The organism is Streptomyces sp. HUAS 31 (genome assembly GCF_028198125.1).
Classification (GTDB): domain Bacteria; phylum Actinomycetota; class Actinomycetes; order Streptomycetales; family Streptomycetaceae; genus Streptomyces; species Streptomyces chartreusis.
Map to the genome: position 1 here is coordinate 6,756,836 of NZ_CP116353.1, position 16,428 is coordinate 6,773,263.

The window sequence follows — 16,428 nt, forward strand, 5'->3', positions numbered from 1 at the left end:
GGGCACGTTGGATGTCCCCCGTGTACATGATCAGCATGTGCACCTTGTTCTCAGGGGGAGGGAACGTGACTCGTTCACGAAGACTTGCCACGGTTGCGCTCGGCGGAGCGGTGGCTCTGACGTGTGCGCTGCCGACGGTGCCCGCGCAGGCCGCGGACTCGCCGGTGGGGACGGTCCGGCTCCGCACGGAGAAGCGGATCGAGATCGACTACCAGTGGGCCGGCGCGTCCGGATTCCAGTACCACTCGTACGTCGGCAACTCCACCGCCTGGGTGGGCTACCCGGACGTCGTACCGCCCGCGCACGCGGGCCCCGACGACCTGGCCACCGGCATCGACGTCGTCAACACCCGCGGCGCTTCCACCGTGACCCAGCGGCACCGCTCCACGAACGTCACCGCCACCGTCACGATCCCGGCCGGCCAGACCTACGCGGCCGCCGTCGGCTGGAGCGTGCTCACGCGGGACACCGCCGGCACCCTGCACGTACTGCGCGCCGCCGCCGACGGCACCACCACGGACCTCCCGGTCGCCGGACTGCCCACGGACGCTCAGCCCACCGCCTACGTCACCGGCGGCTCGGTCGGCCGCCTCGCGGTCCTGTACACGCTGGACGGCACGACCTCGGTCGGTCTCGTCGACCTCGCGGATGCAGCGTTCCGCACCTACGTGAGCGGCATCTCGGCGCACCCGGAGGTCGTCTTCAACGACCGGTGGCTGGTCGCGGGCTCGAAAGCGATCCGGGTCGACGCCGGGCCAGGCACGCAGCCCACCTCGTACACCCGCGGTCCCGGCCACCTCGAAGCCGTCGTCGGCGACCAAGTCCTCACCGGCAACCCGGACTTCGTCCCGGGCGGCACCCAGCCCGCGCTGACCGCCGGCTCACTGGTGACCGGCGCCGTCACCACCGTGCTCAGCGCGTCCTTCGGCGGCATCGGCCCCACCTTGGACGGCGGGGCGCTCGCCACCGCCGGGCCCTCCGGCATCGACTGGAACGTCCACCGCGTCACGCCCGCCCAGGACGGTGGGGTCACCACCGAGAAGGTCGCCCAGATCCCCGCCTACGCCATCGGTGTCAACGGACTGGCCCTCGCCGGCGGCGAGTTGTTCCTCTACGGCGCCACGACCCCCGGCGGCTACTCCCGCTTCAACAGCTTCCAGCTGGACGCGACGGGCAGGCCCACGGGTCAGCAGACCCCTCGCAGCCCGGCCCTGACCGCGAGCACCTGCCTCGCCGGCGACGCCGCCTGTCCACAGATGGAGGCTCTGGGCGACGGCCGCGCCTCCTACCTGTCGACCGATTCCGAGGGCAAGGAGTCCGTCTCCAACATCGGCCTCGACACCACGACCATCCGCAATGAGCCCACGGGCGACTCAGGCGGCCGTATCCCCAGTGGCAGCGGCCGATACGTGCTCTACAACGGCGGCTCCGGCACCCAGCGGGTCGTCGACCTCCCGAACGGCACGACGGAGGGCACCACCGTCCTCACCGGCCCCCGCACCGCGGCAGCCGTCTGGGGCCAGGTGCTGTGGACCCCCGGCACCCCCCAGGGCGCGGTCGCCGGCAAGCACCTCAAGACCGGCCGGACGGTCAGCACCGTGGCCACCGGCGCGCCCTGCACCCCCACCGACATCCAGGCCGTCAACACCTGGCTGTACTGGTCCTGCGGCTCCACCGCGGGCGTCTACGACCGGGCGACGGGCCGCAAGATCACGGTCCCGGCCGACAACGGCCCGGCCCGCCTCGCCGACGGCTACCTGATCCGTGAGAACCGCACCACGCACGAGCTGCTGCTCACCGACTTCCACACCGGCACGGCCGCCACCCGCACCCTGGTCAAGCTGCCCACGCAGGACTGGAACACCGGAGGCAGCAACGGCCGCTGGACCGTCGACCGCTTCGGCGGGCACATCGCCTACCTCGACGGCACCAACGGCGAGGTGTCCATCGTCAACAGCGGTGTCCCCGCCTCGGCGCTCGCGCAGATGGAGGCCCAGACGGACGCGGTGCCCTTCGGCCCGACCATCAGCGTCCCCTGGCGGCCCGTCTGGCAACTCAACAAGCCCGCCACCTGGACACTCACCCTGAGTAACAGCGGCGGCACGGTCGTGCGCACGCTGACGGGCAGCACCCAGGGCGCCGCCGTCCGCCCGGCCTGGGACGCCTACGGGGAGGACGGCCGCCGGGTCATCAGCGGCACGTACGCCTGGAAACTGACCGCCCAGCCCCGCGATGCCGAGGGTCCGGCCCTGACCGTGACCGGGACGACCACGGTCAACTGACGGACAGGCTCCCGACGTCCGGGTTACCGTCGGATCATGAGCATTCGCGCGGTGGTGTGGGACGTCGACGACACCCTCTTCGACTACACCGCCGCCGACCGCGCCGGAATGCGGGGACATCTGCTGGCCGAGGGCCTGCTCGACGGCTACGACAGCGTCGAGCAGGCCCTCGTGCGCTGGCGCCGGGTCACCGATGCCCAATGGGCGAGGTTCTCCGCGGGCGAGGCGACCTTCCAGGGCCAGCGCCGCGATCGCGTACGGGTCTTCCTGGGCGCGGAACTCACCGACGCCGAGGCCGACGAGTGGTTCGAGCGCTACATCGGGCACTACGAGGCGGCCTGGGCCCTCTTCCCGGACGTCCTGCCCGTCCTCGACGCCCTGGCCGCCAGCCATCGGCACGCGGTGCTGTCCAACTCCAGCCTGACCGTCCAGGACCGCAAGCTGCGTGTCCTCGGCGTCCACGACCGCTTCGAGACGATCCTGTGCGCCGCCGAGCTGGGCGTCTCAAAGCCGGAGGCCGGCGCCTTCCACGCCGCCTGTGCCGCCCTCGACCTCGCCCCGCACCAGGTGGCGTATGTCGGAGATCACCCGGAGATCGACGGGCGCGGTGCCGCGGACGCCGGGCTGCTGTCGGTGTGGATCGATCGTGACGGGGCGTACACCAGCGACGACGGCCCCGGCGGACCGCGCCGGATCGCCTCCCTCGCCGAACTCCCCGCGATCCTCGGCGCCGATACCCGTTTTGGAGCCCCGTCCACCTTCAGGTAATGTTCTTCCTGCGCCGCCGGGGAGCGGGCCGAAAGGCCGGAAACCGGAGGAGCGAACTAGAACAAAGTCCCCGCAGGGACTTGCGTTCCAGTGGCCTATGGTGTAATTGGCAGCACGACTGATTCTGGTTCAGTTAGTCTTGGTTCGAGTCCAGGTAGGCCAGCTCGCAGAGCTCATCTGCAAAGCCCCCGTTGTGTAGCGGCCTAGCACGCTGCCCTCTCAAGGCAGTAGCGCCGGTTCGAATCCGGTCGGGGGTACAGATCCTTCCCGCGAGGACGGTTTCGGGTAGCTCCCGCCGACTTCGATGCAGGATCGCTAGGGCCCCCGTTGTGTAGCGGCCTAGCACGCCGCCCTCTCAAGGCGGTAGCGCCGGTTCGAATCCGGTCGGGGGTACGAACTGGTCTAAACCACATTGGTCTATGGTGTAATTGGCAGCACGACTGATTCTGGTTCAGTTAGTCTTGGTTCGAGTCCAGGTAGACCAGCTCGGATCTGCGGCGGTGTTGTTTTGAACGCTCGTAAGATCCACGCCCCCGTTGTGTAGCGGCCTAGCACGCCGCCCTCTCAAGGCGGTAGCGCCGGTTCGAATCCGGTCGGGGGTACAAACAGTGAAGGCCCTCCACTTCGGTGGGGGGCCTTCGTCGTGCCTGCGTCACTCCTGCTCACCGAAGCCGTACCGCCGCGCGGACTCCTCCTCCTGGGCGAGCCGGTGCAGGGCCTGGAGCATCGGCTCGACCAGGACCGCCCCCAGCACCGCCGTCTCGACCTTCTCCGCCTCCGAGCCATGGGTCTCCACGAAGTCCAGGTCGAGGGCGGCCGCCCCGTGCATCAACCTCGCGTACGCCAGCAGCAGTTGCGGGTCCCAGTCGTAGCCGAGCCGTCTGAGCGCGGCCATCGCCACCACCAGCGAACGGTAGGAGGGCGAGATGGTGACCAGGGCCTGGGCGTTCGACCAGCCCAGGGACTCCAGCAGTTGATCGGCCACCTCGTGCGCGGACCGGACGTACTCGTCCTCCTCGTCCGGCTCGGGCACCTGCGGCAGGGCCCACAGGGCCGCGCCCATACGGATCGTGCGGGGGAGCGAGTCGTCGTCGACATGGCCGAGCACCTCGCGGACCGTCGCCACCGGCACCCGGCCGACCTGGATCATCGCGCGCACCAGGCGCAGCCGGCGCAGATGCTCCTCGTCGTACTCGGCGGTGCGGGCGTTGATCTGCCGGCCCGGCGCCAACAGGCCCTCGCGCAGGTAGTACTTGATCGTCGCGATGGGCACCCCGCTGCGCTCGCTGAGCTCGGCCAGCCGCATGTCTTGCGCCTCTCATTGGGAAGTGCCACTATCCAAGCACCGCGCAGAAGGATAGTGCCGCTATCCGACGAGGGAGTCATGGGGGACGCCATGTTCGCGAAGCCGGTGCTGGGTCGTACGACCGCGGATGCCGAGGGCGATGTGGTGGTGCTGCTGATCGGGATGCGGATCAACCACTTCTGGGCGGTGCACCAGTGGCTGCCGGTCATGCTGTCGATGTTCCGCATGCTGGGGGAGCTTGCGCGGGACAGCGACCGGGGGCTGCTGGGGCGCGTGCTGCTCACGGCCTCGCCGCGGACGTACTACATCGTCCAGTACTGGGAGTCCAAGGAGAAGCTGTACGCGTACGCCGCGGCGCCGGACATGTTCCATCACAAGGTGTGGGGGATCATCAACCGCAAGGAGCGGGCCGGGAAGGCGCGCGGGCACGTGGGCATCTGGCACGAGGCGTACGTGGTGCCCGAGGGGGCGTACGAGTCCATCTACGCGGACATGCCGGCGTTCGGGTTGGCGGCGGCGCACGGTCAAGTGCCCGTGGAGCGGCGGGGCCGGTATGCGAAGGACCGGTTCGCTCACAGGTCCGGGACTGCAACGTCCTAGGGGCGCGGGGAACTGCGCGACCAGCTACGACGGTGTCGCGGACGGCGGACGGCCGGTGGGGGCAGACTCTGCGCCGTTGGGGCTTCGGGTGCGGGGTGGGTGCGGGCCGTATGGGGCTGGTCGCGCAGTTCCCCGCGCCCCTGAGGTGGGTCACCTGACCGTCGTGGAAGGGCCGCCGCGGCGTTGAGGCCGCCCTGTCCCGACGTACGGTGATGCCCTCAGCCCGTGCGGCGCAGAGCCTCGGAGAGGCGGGATGCCGCGTCGATCACCGCTTGGGCGTGCATGCGGCCGGGGTGGCGGGTGAGGCGCTCGATGGGGCCGGAGACCGAGACGGCGGCGACCACGCGGTTCGACGGGCCGCGCACCGGCGCGGAGACGGACGCGACACCCGGCTCGCGCTCGCCGATCGACTGGGCCCAGCCCCGGCGTCGTACGCCGGAGAGCGCGGTGGCCGTGAAGCGGGCGCCCTGGAGGCCGCGGTGCAGACGCTCCGGCTCCTCCCAGGCCATGAGGATCTGCGCCGACGAACCGGCCTTCATCGTGAGCGTCGAGCCGACCGGGACCGTGTCCCGAAGGCCGGACAGGCGTTCCGCCGCGGCGACGCAGATGCGCATGTCGCCCTGACGGCGATAGAGCTGCGCGCTCTCGCCCGTGATGTCACGGAGGTGGGTGAGCACCGGTCCCGCGGTGGCGAGGAGACGGTCCTCACCCGCAGCCGCGGCCAGTTCCGCCAGGCGAGGGCCGAGAATGAAACGGCCCTGCATGTCACGCGCCACCATGCGGTGGTGTTCCAGAGCCACGGCCAGTCGATGGGCCGTGGGTCGTGCCAGTCCGGTGGCCGAGACGAGCCCTGCGAGGGTGGCCGGACCGGACTCCAGGGCGCTCAGGACAAGGGCTGCCTTGTCCAGAACGCCGACGCCGCTACTGTTGTCCATGCAACGATACTCGCGTCTCACTCTGTGAAACGCAAGTTCAATTTTCCGTGGAACACGCCACTCTGGAAGAACGAAGGCAGAGCGGCCCGTGAACCGAACGGGCCTGGCGGCGGACGCCCGGAAGCAGGGGCGCGGGCGCCGGTCGCCTTCTCAAGATCTCTAGTTGGGCCGGTGGACCGTATGCCGGCCGGAGGGAAAGCGATGGGTAGGACACTCGCGGAGAAGGTCTGGGACGACCATGTCGTCCGGCGCGCCGAGGGCGAGCCCGACCTCCTCTTCATCGATCTGCACCTGCTGCACGAGGTGACCAGCCCGCAGGCCTTCGACGGCCTCCGCAAGAGCGGTCGCCAGGTGCGCCGGCTCGACCTGACCATCGCCACCGAGGACCACAACACCCCGACCCTCGACATCGACAAGCCCATCGCGGACCCGGTCTCCCGGGTGCAGCTGGAGACGCTGCGCAAGAACGCCGCCGAGTTCGGCGTGCGCCTGCACCCGCTGGGCGACGTCGAGCAGGGTGTCGTGCACGTCGTCGGCCCGCAGCTCGGCCTGACCCAGCCGGGCATGACCGTCGTCTGCGGTGACTCCCACACCTCCACCCACGGCGCCTTCGGCGGTCTGGCGTTCGGCATCGGCACCTCCCAGGTGGAGCACGTGCTGGCCACCCAGACGCTGCCCATGGCCCGCCCGAAGACCATGGCCATCACGGTCAACGGCGAGCTGCCCGACGGTGTCACCGCCAAGGACCTGATCCTGGCGATCATCGCCCGGATCGGCACCGGCGGCGGCCAGGGCTACGTCCTGGAATACCGCGGCTCCGCCATCGAGAAGCTCTCGATGGAGGCCCGGATGACCATCTGCAACATGTCGATCGAGGCCGGCGCCCGCGCGGGCATGATCGCCCCGGACCAGACCACCTTCGACTACCTCGAGGGCCGCCCGCACGCGCCCAAGGGCGAGGACTGGGACGCCGCCGTCGCGTACTGGAAGACGCTGAAGACGGACGCGGACGCCGAGTTCGACGCCGAGGTCGTCATCGAGGCCGCCGAACTGTCGCCGTTCGTCACCTGGGGCACCAACCCGGGCCAGGGCGCGCCGCTTTCGGCGTCCGTCCCCGATCCTGCTTCGTACGAAGACGCTTCGGAGCGCCTCGCCGCCGAAAAGGCCCTGGAGTACATGGGGTTGGAGGCCGGGCAGCCGCTGCGCTCCATCAAGGTGGACACCGTCTTCGTAGGCTCCTGCACCAACGGCCGTATCGAGGACCTGCGCGCCGCCGCCGAGCTCGTGCAGGGCCGCAAAGTCGCCGACGGCGTACGGATGCTGGTCGTGCCCGGCTCCGCGCGGGTCGGTCTCCAGGCCGTCTCCGAGGGCCTGGACGTCGTCTTCAAGGAGGCCGGCGCCGAGTGGCGGCACGCGGGCTGCTCGATGTGCCTGGGCATGAACCCGGACCAGCTGGCCCCGGGTGAGCGCTCCGCGTCCACCTCCAACCGCAACTTCGAGGGACGGCAGGGCAAGGGCGGCCGTACGCATCTGGTGTCGCCGCAGGTCGCGGCGGCCACCGCGGTCCTGGGCCACCTGGCCTCCCCGGCCGACCTGTCCGACGCCGAGACCCGTACGCCCGCTGGAGTCTGAGAAGTCATGGAAGCATTCACCAAGCACACCGGCCGGGCCGTCCCGCTGCGCCGCTCCAACGTCGACACCGACCAGATCATCCCTGCTCACTGGCTCAAGAAGGTGACCCGGGACGGTTTCGAGGACGGGCTGTTCGAGGCCTGGCGCAAGGACCCGGAGTTCGTGCTCAACCGGCCCGAGCGCGAGGGCGCCACGGTGCTGGTCGCCGGCCCCGACTTCGGCACCGGCTCCTCCCGTGAGCACGCCGTCTGGGCGCTGCAGAACTACGGCTTCAAGACCGTCATCTCCTCGCGCTTCGCCGACATCTTCCGCGGCAACTCGCTCAAGAACGGCCTGCTCACCGTGGTTCTGGAGCAGAAGATCGTGGACGCGCTGTGGGAGCTCACCGAGAAGGACCCGCAGGCCGAGGTCACGGTCGACCTGGAGGCCCGTGAGGTGCGCGCCGAAGGCATCACCGCCCCCTTCGAGCTGGACGAGAACTCCCGCTGGCGGCTGCTGAACGGCCTCGACGACATCTCGATCACCCTCCAGAACGAGGGCGACATCGCCGCCTACGAGGCGAAGCGGCCGTCGTTCAAGCCGCGGACGCTCCAGGGCTGAGCCGAGAGCCGTCCGCAAGGCGACTTTCGGACACCGCAACACCCTCCCAGTACCCCCGATCAGCCCGATCGGGGGTACTGGCATGTCTGCACCCGAACGGTCCTGCGGCAGATACGTGCCCCGCTCAACTTCCCACGTTAGGGCGGGTGTTGTGGGGGTACGCGAGTGGTGCGACGGTGACTTCCGCAAGTGCCCGGAAGGCCATTTGAGGCCGGAGTTGCACCCCTGGCAGGCGACAACTCGCCCCAGATGGCACAATCTGTGCATGGAACACGACGGCCAACTCGAGCTCTATGCGGCAGTCGCGGACCAACTCAAGGAAGCGCACACAAGAGTGCGTGCACTGCAAGTCCCGGAGGGCGTACGGATGGCGCTGACCCGGAAGCTGCTGGTCATTACGGCCGCGGCCAAGCACGACGTCGCCGAAGCGACAAGGCGTCTGGAGCGGTTCATGGCGGATCTCGACGCGGGGCGATTCCCCGAAGAGGAACGCTGAACACCTTCGAGACAGTCGAGTCTGTTGCGGCACAAGGGTGATTAGCCCGTTTCGTGTTTGATTTGCGGTATATATCTGCCTAACGTGCGAAAAAGCTTGAACACTTTCGTTCTGGCGATGTCTCCGAAGGGGAAGACGTGAACAAGGCGCAGCTCGTAGAAGCGATTGCCGACAAGATGGGCGGCCGTCAGCAGGCCGCCGATGCTGTCGACCACGTACTGGACGCGATCGTCCGCGCGGTTGTCTCGGGTGAGCGGGTCTCCGTCACCGGCTTCGGTTCGTTCGAGAAGGTCGACCGTCCCGCCCGGTACGCCCGTAACCCTCAGACCGGCGAGCGGGTTCGGGTCAAGAAGACCTCCGTTCCGCGCTTCCGTGCGGGTCAGGGCTTCAAGGACCTGGTGAGCGGCTCGAAGAAGCTCCCGCGGGGCGGCGAGGTCGCCGTCAAGAAGGCGCCCAAGGGCAGCCTGACCGGTGGTGCCTCGGCGACGGTCAAGAAGGCCGCCGCGAAGAAGACCACCGCGGCGAAGAAGGCCGCCGTCAAGAAGACGACGGCGAAGAAGACGACGGCCAAGAAGACCACGGCCGCCGCCAAGAAGACCACCGCGAAGAAGACGACGGCCAAGAAGACCACGGCCGCCGCGAAGAAGACCACCGCGGCGAAGAAGGCCACCGCCAAGAAGGCGACGGCGAAGAAGGCCCCGGCGAAGAAGGCCACCGCCAAGAAGGCGCCGGCCAAGAAGTCGACGGCGCGCAAGTCCACCGCCAAGAGGACCACGCGCAGCAGGTAGGACCGCACAGGGGCACTCACGCGCCGGGCCGGACTCCGTACGGAGTCCGGCCCGCGGCGTGTTCCGGTGCCTGCACCGGGTTCAGAAGGTCTGCAACGTCACCAGCGTGATGCGCAGGGACTCGCCCTTGCCCTCCGTCTCGATGCGGACCCGCTGCCCGGGGCGCAGCAGGCGGAGGCCGCCCGCGTCGAAGGCCGGGGCGTCGAAGGGGACCGGCGTGCCGTCGTCCAGCAGAACGCTGCCGGTGCGGGTTTCGGCGTCGTAGGTGTATGAGGTGGCCTGCATGGTCGTCACCCTACGACGGGTTGTGTGTCGGGTGCGGTGCCGTGGGGGCCGTTCGTGCCCGCACATCAGGCCCAGCCCCGCGCCCCCAAGGGTGCGGCGGTCACTGTTCCTTGATCAGCAGCCGTGCTGCCATCGCCGCCGTGCGCGGGCCCACGCCCAGGAGCAGTGCGGCCCGCAGATCCGCGCCGGTGTCCACGTCCTGGCGTACGGAATCCACCTCGTCGAGGAGCAGTTCCACCGCACCGGACGCGCGATGACGAGCGCGGGAATCCGTGCCGAATGCCGGGCGCAATTCATGGCCGGGGGAAGCGGCCAGCAGAGTCGTGCCGATCTTTGCCGCATCGGGGAGAAAAGCGCGCGGGAATTCCGCCGCCGCGTCCAGTACCCGGGCCAATTCCAGCGGGCGCAGCGCCGGAAGATCGGCGTTCAGGGCGGCTATCGGGGTTTCGGGGCGGGAAGTGCGTACGACCGCCGCCGCGTGTGCCAGCGCGGCGTTCAGGCCGCCGCCGGGTTCGTCGGCGACGATGTGCGCGCCAAGGGCGCCCAGCTCGCGCCCGGCCAGGGCGTCGTCCGTGACGACGGCCACATCCTTCACCGCCGGGCAGGCCAGCGCCGCGGCCACGGTGTCCAGCGCGAATGCGAGGGCCAGGCCCGGGCGCAATCCGTCCGCCGCGGTGTCCGAAAGCCTGCTCTTCGCCCGGGCCAAGGGCTTCAGGGGTACGACCAAGGTCCACTGCACTGGCGTTCCGTCCCTCTCTAGTCGCGGTCATTGTCACTCAGCCGTCACCAGCGCCATCTGGCGGTCGCGGCCGCGAGGCGTACGGTGTTCTCGACAGACCGGCGGCCTGGGGCGAGACTTGTGCGGCCCCCAGGCCCGACGTCCTTTGATACCTAGAGGAAGGTGCACGCGTGCCCCGCCGCAGAATCGGCTTCTGGTACCGCTTCGCAGCGGTGCTCTGCAAACCGCCGCTGGTGGTTCTGATCAAGCGGGACTGGCGTGGAATGGAGCACATTCCGGCCGAGGGTGGATTTATCACCGCGGTGAACCACAATTCGCACATCGATCCCTTCGCGTACGCGCACTTTCAGTACAACACCGGCCGGGTTCCGCGATTCCTCGCGAAGAGCGGTCTTTTCAAGAAGGGATTCGTCGGCGCCGCGATGCGCGGCACCGGGCAGATCCCCGTCTACCGGGAGACCACGGACGCGCTGAGCGCCTTCCGCGCCGCGATCGAAGCCGTGGAGCGCGGTGAATGCGTCGCCTTCTATCCGGAGGGCACCATCACCCGCGACCCCGACCAGTGGCCCATGACCGGCAAGACCGGCGCGGCGCGCGTGGCCCTCCAGACGAAGTGCCCGGTGATCCCGGTCGCGCAGTGGGGCGCCAACGAACTGCTGCCGCCGTATGCCAAGAAGCCCAACCTCCTTCCGCGCAAGACCCACCAGGTGCTCGCGGGCCCGCCCGTGGACCTGACGGAGTTCTACGACAAGGAGATGACCCCGGACCTCCTCAAGGAGGCGACCGAGGTCATCATGGCCGCCATCACCCGCCAGCTGGAGGAGATCCGCGGCGAGAAGGCGCCCGAGACGACGTACGACCCGCGCCAGGAGCGCATCGAGCAGCGCCGCAGGACCGCCGCGCAGAACAACTCGCAGGCGAAGGCCGAGCAGGAAGAGGGGCAGGGCACGTGAGCAAGCCCGTCAAGGCGGCAGTCCTGAGTGCCGGTTCGTGGGGCACGGCATTCGGCATCGTCCTCGCCGACGCCGGCTGCGACGTCACCCTGTGGGCCCGCCGCCCCGAGGTCGCCGACGCCATCAACTCGGCCCGCACGAACCCCGACTACTTCCCCGGCGTCGAGCTCCCGCAGGGCATGCGGGCCACCACCGACCCCGCCGAGGCCATGGCCGGCGCGGACTTCACGGTGCTGTCGGTCCCCTCCCAGACCCTGCGCGCCAACCTCGCCGAGTGGACGCCGATGCTGGCGCCGGGCACGGTCCTGGTGTCGCTGATGAAGGGCGTCGAACTCGGCACCACCATGCGGATGAGCGAGGTCATCGAGGACGTCGCCAAGGTCGGCCACGACCGCATCGCCGTGGTCACCGGCCCCAACCTGGCCCGTGAGATCGCCTCCCGCATGCCCGCCGCGGCCGTCGTGGCCTGCACCGACGAGTCCGTCGCCCAGCGCCTCCAGGCCGCCAGCCACACGCCGTACTTCCGCCCGTACACCAATACGGACGTGGTGGGTTGCGAACTGGGCGGAGCCGTGAAGAACGTCATCGGCCTCGCCGTCGGCATCGCGGACGGCATGGGCCTCGGCGACAACGCCAAGGGCTCGCTGATCACCCGCGGTCTCGCCGAGACGACCCGGCTCGGGGTCGCGCTGGGCGCCGACCCGCTGACGTTCTCCGGACTCGCCGGCCTCGGCGACCTGGTGGCGACCTGCTCCTCGCCGCTGTCGCGCAATCACACCTTCGGCACCAACCTCGGCAAGGGCATGACCCTCCAGGAGACCATCGCGGTCACCAAGCAGACCGCCGAGGGCGTCAAGTCCTGCGAGTCCGTGCTGGATCTGGCGCGCCGGCACGGCGTCGACATGCCGATCACGGAGACGGTCGTCGGCATCGTGCACGAGGGCAAGCCTCCGGTCGTCGCCCTCAAGGAGCTGATGTCGCGCAGCGCCAAGCCCGAGCGACGCTGAGCGACGCCCGGGGAACGCCACCCTCCGGACGCTGACTCGGACCCTACGGGCGGGTACGCTCAACGCGATATGAGCACCGAGAACCTCCCCCAGAGCCCAGACCAGCCGCAGCGCAAGCCGCGTGTGGCCGTCGTGTTCGGCGGCCGCAGCTCCGAGCACGGGATCTCCATGGTCACCGCCGGCGCCGTCCTGCGCGCGATCGACCGGACGAAGTACGACGTCCTGCCGATCGGCATCACGCAGAGCGGCCGCTGGGTGCTCACCGCCGACGAACCGGAACGCATGGCGATCACCGAGCGCCGTACGCCCAACGTCGAGCAGCTGGCCGAGACCGGCGAGGGCGGCGTGGTGCTCCCCGTCGACCCCGCGAACCGCGAAGTCGTCTACACCGAGCCCGGATCGGTGCCCAAGGCGCTCGGCGAGATCGACGTCGTCTTCCCGGTGCTGCACGGCCCCTACGGCGAGGACGGCACCCTCCAGGGCCTGCTGGAGCTCTCCGGGGTGCCCTACGTCGGCTCCGGCGTGCTCGCCTCGGCCGTCGGCCAGGACAAGGAGTACATGAAGCGGGTGTTCCTCTCCTTCGGGCTCAGGGTGGGCCCGTACGTGGTGATCCGGCCGCGCGAGTGGGAGCAGGACGAGTCCGCCGCCCGCAAGAAGATCATCGACCTCGCCGGCGACCACGGCTGGCCGCTGTTCGTGAAGCCCGCCCGCGCGGGCTCGTCGATCGGCATCACCAAGGTCGAGGACCTGTCGGGCCTGGACGACGCGATCGCCGAGGCGCAGCGGCACGACCCGAAGATCCTCGTCGAGGCCGCTCTGCGCGGCCGGGAGATCGAGTGCGGGGTGCTGGAGTTCGAGGACGGCCCGCGCGCCTCCGTCCCGGCGGAGATCCCGCCGCCGGACGCGCACGCGTACTACGACTTCGAGGCCAAGTACATCGACTCCACGCCCGGCATCGTGCCGGCGCCGCTGACGCCCGAGGAGACGGCCGACGTACAGCGCCTGGCCGTGGACGCCTTCGAGGCGGCCTCCTGCGAGGGCCTGGTGCGCGCGGACTTCTTCCTCACCGAGGACGGGGAGTTCGTGATCAACGAGATCAACACGATGCCCGGCTTCACGCCGATCTCGATGTACCCGCAGATGTGGCAGGCAAGCGGGATCGGTTACGCGGACCTGGTGGACCGGCTGATCGAGGCCGCGCTGCGGCGCTCGACCGGACTCAGGTAGGCGCCACCGAGGTGGTCAGTCGGCGATCCCCTCGGGGATCGCCTTCTTCACGGCCGGGGCCAGATCGATCAGCACGCTCGAACTGTCACGGCCCTTCGGCACGGTGACCTCGACGTACGCGCGACGCAATGCGCTGGTGAACCGGTAACCCCCGTCGGCGTCCTCCTCCATCAACCACCTGACGCCGTTCACACCACCGGCCACCGCGTCGTCGTCCCTGCCCTCGGCCACCGCGGGGTCACTCATCTTCGACGGCCGTACGACACCGCACCGCAGTATGATCGCCGGGTCTCCCCAGCCCGCGGTCAGCGTCGACGCGGGCGAGGGATCCTCACGGTCGGCACCGTCCACCTCGGCCGGCAGCGCCTTGTCGAGGTTCCGGCACAACTTCGTGGCCTTCGTACCGGGGCTGGGAACCGCCGCCGACGCGCTGCCGTCTGCTGATGAGCAGCCCGCGGTGGTGACCAGCAGGACGAACGCGGGCAGCCCGACGACAGCAAAGCGCCGGTGACGGAAAGAGTTCACCGGCCAAGGGTAGACGGGGGCTACAGATGTACGACCGGGCAGGTCAGTGTGCGGGTGATGCCGTCCACTTGCTGGACCTTGGCGACCACCAAGCGACCCAGTTCGTCGACGGTGTCGGCCTGTGCGCGCACGATGACGTCGTACGGTCCGGTGACGTCCTCGGCCTGGATGACTCCAGGGAGCTTGCTGATCGTCTCGGCGACGGTCGACGCCTTGCCGACCTCCGTCTGGATCAGGATGTACGCCTGTACCACGGAACCTCCAGGGCGGCCACGAGGATCATGTGGGGAAAAGGAACGCCACGGTATCGCGTCGCCGCTCGTCACGGGGAGACCCTCGATGGCCAGGGACCCCGCGCCGTGGTGCGGGGACGACCGAAGTTGACGTACATCTCGACCGTAGCGAGCACCGCAGGGACGCGCGACCGGGTGCGGACCGGGACAGAAGGGGCGTAAGGGCAATGAAGGGCACTGTTGGTGAGCTAGGGGAGTTCGGGCTCATCAGGGAGCTCACCTCCCGTCTCACCACCACCCCGGCGGTCCGGGTCGGTCCGGGCGACGACGCCGCGGTGGTGGCCGCGCCCGACCGCAGGGTGGTCGCCAGCACGGACATCCTGCTGGAGGGACGGCACTTCCGCCGCGACTGGTCCACGGCCTACGACGTCGGCCGCAAGGCCGCCGCACAGAACCTCGCGGACATCGCCGCCATGGGGGCGGTGCCGACCGCGCTGCTGCTCGGCCTGGTCGTGCCGGCCGAGCTCCCGGTCACCTGGCCGAGCGAGCTGATGGACGGCATCCGCGACGAGTGCCAGGTCGCGGGCGCCTCGGTGGTCGGCGGCGACGTCGTACGCGGCGACACGATCATGGTGTCGATCACCGCGCTCGGCGATCTGCGCAACCAGGAGCCCGTCACGCGGGCCGGCGCGCAGCCCGGCGACATGGTCGCCGTGACGGGCTGGCTGGGCTGGTCCGCGGCCGGATACGCCGTGCTCGCCCGGGGATTTCGCTCGCCGCGCGCCTTCGTGGAGGCGCACCGGCGTCCCGAGCCGCCGTATCACGCGGGGCCGGCCGCCGCCGGGCTCGGCGCCACCGCGATGTGCGACGTGAGCGACGGGCTGATCGCCGACCTCGGGCACATCGCCGAGGCCAGCAAGGTCCGTATCGACATCCGCTCGGGCGCGATCGACATCCCGACCCAGATGAACGACATCGGGCAGGCTGTCGGCGTCGACCCCATGCAGTGGGTGCTGACCGGGGGAGAGGACCACGCGATCGTGGCGACCTTCCCGCCGGACGTGAAGCTGCCGGCCCGCTGGAAGGTCATCGGCGAGGTCCTCAACCCCTCGGCGCTGCCCCAGGTCACGGTGGACGGGGCGCCGTGGACCAGGAAGGGCGGCTGGGACCACTTCGGCGGGGACATCGAGTCATGATCCCGCGCGTCCTCACGGTGGCCGGCTCCGACTCCGGAGGCGGCGCCGGCATCCAGGCCGACCTGAAGACGATGCTCGCGCTCGGCGTGCACGGCATGAGCGTGATCACCGCGGTGACCGCCCAGAACTCCCTCGGTGTGCAGGGGGCCTGGGAGCTGCCGGTGGAGGCGGTGCGGGCGCAGTACCGCAGCGTCGTCGACGACATCGGCGTCCAGGCGGTCAAGACGGGCATGCTCGCCTCCGCCGAACTCGTCGAGGCGGTCGCCGAATTGATCGGCGCAACCGATGCGCCCGCCGTGATCGACCCGGTGGGCGTCTCCAAGCACGGCGACTCACTGCTCGCGTCGTCCGCGCTCGAATCGGTGCGTACGAGGCTGCTGCCCGTGGCGACCGTCGCGACGCCGAACCTCGACGAGGTGGCGCAACTGACCGGGGTGCACGTCGAGTCCGAGGAGCAGCTGCGGCAGGCCGCCGCGGCCGTGCTGGAGTACGGGCCGCGCTGGGTGCTGATCAAGGGCGGTCATCTGCCCGGGGACGCCGTGGACCTGCTCACCGACGGCTCCGCGGAGCACTGGCTGCGGGCGCCTCGGCACGACAACCGCCACACCCACGGGACGGGCTGCACGCTCGCCTCGGCGATCGCCTCGGGCCTGGCGAAGGGGCTCGCCGTGCCGGAGGCGGTGACGGCGGCGAAGGAGTACGTCACCGGGGCGATCGAGGCCGGGTTCGCGCTCGGCGGGGGCATCGGTCCCGTGGATCACGGGTGGCGGTTCCGCACCGGGGCGTAGCTCTCGGGCGGCCGCTCTTGGTCACCGGGAGTCGCCGGGCACAGCAAAGAGCCGGTCCACCGAGGTGG

General features: G+C 70.0%; 18 protein-coding genes and 5 tRNA genes. 17 read left to right on the plus strand and 6 right to left on the minus strand.

Going from position 1 to position 16,428, the window contains the following annotated elements; translation table 11 throughout:
• Positions 1–65 precede the first annotated feature (65 nt).
• The 7 genes from PGH47_RS30195 to PGH47_RS30225 all read left to right on the plus strand — a co-directional run bounded on the left by PGH47_RS30195 (position 66) and on the right by PGH47_RS30225 (position 3,652).
• Positions 66–2,282, plus strand: coding sequence for a FlgD immunoglobulin-like domain containing protein (locus PGH47_RS30195; RefSeq protein WP_271665999.1), 2,217 nt, complete (start codon positions 66–68; stop codon positions 2,280–2,282).
• A gap of 36 nt (positions 2,283–2,318) precedes the next feature.
• Entirely contained in the window at positions 2,319–3,050 is a 732-nt protein-coding gene (locus PGH47_RS30200; protein ID WP_271666000.1) for an HAD family hydrolase, read from the plus strand.
• Positions 3,051–3,141: 91 nt separating this feature from the next.
• Positions 3,142–3,213: transfer RNA gene (locus tag PGH47_RS30205), tRNA-Gln, on the plus strand.
• A gap of 21 nt (positions 3,214–3,234) precedes the next feature.
• Positions 3,235–3,307, plus strand: a tRNA-Glu gene (locus tag PGH47_RS30210).
• A 63-nt stretch (positions 3,308–3,370) separates the two neighbouring features.
• Positions 3,371–3,443: transfer RNA gene (locus PGH47_RS30215), tRNA-Glu, on the plus strand.
• A gap of 20 nt (positions 3,444–3,463) precedes the next feature.
• A tRNA-Gln gene (locus PGH47_RS30220) sits at positions 3,464–3,535 on the plus strand.
• Positions 3,536–3,579: 44 nt separating this feature from the next.
• Positions 3,580–3,652: transfer RNA gene (locus tag PGH47_RS30225), tRNA-Glu, on the plus strand.
• 50 nt (positions 3,653–3,702) lie between these two features.
• Here PGH47_RS30225 and PGH47_RS30230 read toward each other — a convergent pair.
• Positions 3,703–4,356, minus strand: a complete 654-nt coding sequence (locus PGH47_RS30230; protein ID WP_030950235.1) for a MerR family transcriptional regulator — start codon at positions 4,354–4,356, stop codon at positions 3,703–3,705.
• A 90-nt stretch (positions 4,357–4,446) separates the two neighbouring features.
• On the opposite strand from PGH47_RS30230, the gene PGH47_RS30235 reads away from it, so the two are divergent.
• Entirely contained in the window at positions 4,447–4,956 is a 510-nt protein-coding gene (locus PGH47_RS30235; RefSeq protein ID WP_189749101.1) for a DUF4188 domain-containing protein, read from the plus strand.
• Positions 4,957–5,174: 218 nt separating this feature from the next.
• Here PGH47_RS30235 and ndgR read toward each other — a convergent pair whose 3' ends face one another.
• On the minus strand, positions 5,175–5,891 hold the full coding sequence (gene ndgR / locus PGH47_RS30240) for an IclR family transcriptional regulator NdgR (RefSeq protein ID WP_107902454.1): 717 nt from the start codon (positions 5,889–5,891) through the stop codon (positions 5,175–5,177).
• A 201-nt stretch (positions 5,892–6,092) separates the two neighbouring features.
• Here ndgR and leuC point away from each other — a divergent pair, with 201 nt between their 5' ends.
• The 4 genes from leuC to PGH47_RS30260 all read left to right on the plus strand — a co-directional run bounded on the left by leuC (position 6,093) and on the right by PGH47_RS30260 (position 9,407).
• Entirely contained in the window at positions 6,093–7,523 is a 1,431-nt protein-coding gene (gene leuC / locus PGH47_RS30245; RefSeq protein WP_126900557.1) for a 3-isopropylmalate dehydratase large subunit, read from the plus strand.
• 6 nt (positions 7,524–7,529) lie between these two features.
• Complete coding sequence (gene leuD / locus PGH47_RS30250; protein WP_107902450.1) at positions 7,530–8,123, plus strand: 3-isopropylmalate dehydratase small subunit; 594 nt, start codon at positions 7,530–7,532, stop codon at positions 8,121–8,123.
• A gap of 265 nt (positions 8,124–8,388) precedes the next feature.
• Complete coding sequence (locus PGH47_RS30255; RefSeq protein WP_019755408.1) at positions 8,389–8,619, plus strand: hypothetical protein; 231 nt, start codon at positions 8,389–8,391, stop codon at positions 8,617–8,619.
• Between the two features lie 137 nt (positions 8,620–8,756).
• Complete coding sequence (locus PGH47_RS30260) at positions 8,757–9,407, plus strand: HU family DNA-binding protein (RefSeq protein ID WP_271666001.1); 651 nt, start codon at positions 8,757–8,759, stop codon at positions 9,405–9,407.
• 81 nt (positions 9,408–9,488) lie between these two features.
• Here the strand turns inward: PGH47_RS30260 and PGH47_RS30265 are convergent, their stop codons facing one another.
• Positions 9,489–9,692, minus strand: a complete 204-nt coding sequence (locus PGH47_RS30265; protein ID WP_030955515.1) for a hypothetical protein — start codon at positions 9,690–9,692, stop codon at positions 9,489–9,491.
• 100 nt (positions 9,693–9,792) lie between these two features.
• Positions 9,793–10,431: a 2-phospho-L-lactate guanylyltransferase gene (gene cofC, locus PGH47_RS30270; protein ID WP_271666002.1), complete on the minus strand. Its 639-nt coding sequence runs from the start codon at positions 10,429–10,431 to the stop codon at positions 9,793–9,795.
• A 170-nt stretch (positions 10,432–10,601) separates the two neighbouring features.
• Here cofC and PGH47_RS30275 point away from each other — a divergent pair, with 170 nt between their 5' ends.
• The 3 genes from PGH47_RS30275 to PGH47_RS30285 all read left to right on the plus strand — a co-directional run bounded on the left by PGH47_RS30275 (position 10,602) and on the right by PGH47_RS30285 (position 13,618).
• On the plus strand, positions 10,602–11,384 hold the full coding sequence (locus tag PGH47_RS30275; protein WP_271666003.1) for a lysophospholipid acyltransferase family protein: 783 nt from the start codon (positions 10,602–10,604) through the stop codon (positions 11,382–11,384).
• Positions 11,381–12,391 (plus strand): NAD(P)H-dependent glycerol-3-phosphate dehydrogenase, encoded by a 1,011-nt coding sequence (locus PGH47_RS30280; protein ID WP_271666004.1) that lies wholly within the window; start codon positions 11,381–11,383, stop codon positions 12,389–12,391. Before PGH47_RS30275 ends, PGH47_RS30280 begins: the two co-directional genes overlap by 4 nt.
• A gap of 69 nt (positions 12,392–12,460) precedes the next feature.
• Positions 12,461–13,618 carry a D-alanine--D-alanine ligase family protein gene (locus PGH47_RS30285; RefSeq protein ID WP_271666005.1) on the plus strand — a complete coding sequence of 386 codons (1,158 nt, stop codon included), beginning with the start codon at positions 12,461–12,463 and terminating at the stop codon, positions 13,616–13,618.
• Positions 13,619–13,633: 15 nt separating this feature from the next.
• On the opposite strand, the gene PGH47_RS30290 is transcribed toward PGH47_RS30285, so the two are convergent.
• Positions 13,634–14,143, minus strand: a complete 510-nt coding sequence (locus PGH47_RS30290) for a DUF3515 domain-containing protein (protein WP_271666006.1) — start codon at positions 14,141–14,143, stop codon at positions 13,634–13,636.
• A gap of 20 nt (positions 14,144–14,163) precedes the next feature.
• Positions 14,164–14,397 (minus strand): Lrp/AsnC family transcriptional regulator, encoded by a 234-nt coding sequence (locus PGH47_RS30295; RefSeq protein ID WP_271666007.1) that lies wholly within the window; start codon positions 14,395–14,397, stop codon positions 14,164–14,166.
• 206 nt (positions 14,398–14,603) lie between these two features.
• Here PGH47_RS30295 and PGH47_RS30300 point away from each other — a divergent pair, with 206 nt between their 5' ends.
• Together PGH47_RS30300 and thiD are read left to right on the plus strand one after the other, a co-directional pair.
• On the plus strand, positions 14,604–15,572 hold the full coding sequence (locus PGH47_RS30300; protein WP_107902439.1) for a thiamine-phosphate kinase: 969 nt from the start codon (positions 14,604–14,606) through the stop codon (positions 15,570–15,572).
• Positions 15,569–16,360, plus strand: coding sequence for a bifunctional hydroxymethylpyrimidine kinase/phosphomethylpyrimidine kinase (thiD, locus tag PGH47_RS30305; protein ID WP_271666008.1), 792 nt, complete (start codon positions 15,569–15,571; stop codon positions 16,358–16,360). The genes PGH47_RS30300 and thiD overlap by 4 nt, the downstream gene beginning before the upstream one ends.
• The last annotated feature ends 68 nt before the right edge of the window (positions 16,361–16,428 follow it).

Excerpts from the sequence above, each read along its gene's own strand:
- PGH47_RS30230 (WP_030950235.1), bottom strand. The coding sequence starts at position 4,356 with ATGCGGCTGGCCGAGCTCAGCGAGCGCAGCGGGGTGCCCATCGCGACG.
- leuC (WP_126900557.1), top strand. The coding sequence starts at position 6,093 with ATGGGTAGGACACTCGCGGAGAAGGTCTGGGACGACCATGTCGTCCGG.
- PGH47_RS30235 (WP_189749101.1), top strand. The coding sequence starts at position 4,447 with ATGTTCGCGAAGCCGGTGCTGGGTCGTACGACCGCGGATGCCGAGGGC.
- PGH47_RS30200 (WP_271666000.1), top strand. The coding sequence starts at position 2,319 with ATGAGCATTCGCGCGGTGGTGTGGGACGTCGACGACACCCTCTTCGAC.
- PGH47_RS30300 (WP_107902439.1), top strand. The coding sequence starts at position 14,604 with ATGAAGGGCACTGTTGGTGAGCTAGGGGAGTTCGGGCTCATCAGGGAG.
- PGH47_RS30255 (WP_019755408.1), top strand. The coding sequence starts at position 8,389 with ATGGAACACGACGGCCAACTCGAGCTCTATGCGGCAGTCGCGGACCAA.
- PGH47_RS30285 (WP_271666005.1), top strand. The coding sequence starts at position 12,461 with ATGAGCACCGAGAACCTCCCCCAGAGCCCAGACCAGCCGCAGCGCAAG.
- PGH47_RS30265 (WP_030955515.1), bottom strand. The coding sequence starts at position 9,692 with ATGCAGGCCACCTCATACACCTACGACGCCGAAACCCGCACCGGCAGC.
- ndgR (WP_107902454.1), bottom strand. The coding sequence starts at position 5,891 with ATGGACAACAGTAGCGGCGTCGGCGTTCTGGACAAGGCAGCCCTTGTC.
- thiD (WP_271666008.1), top strand. The coding sequence starts at position 15,569 with ATGATCCCGCGCGTCCTCACGGTGGCCGGCTCCGACTCCGGAGGCGGC.
- leuD (WP_107902450.1), top strand. The coding sequence starts at position 7,530 with ATGGAAGCATTCACCAAGCACACCGGCCGGGCCGTCCCGCTGCGCCGC.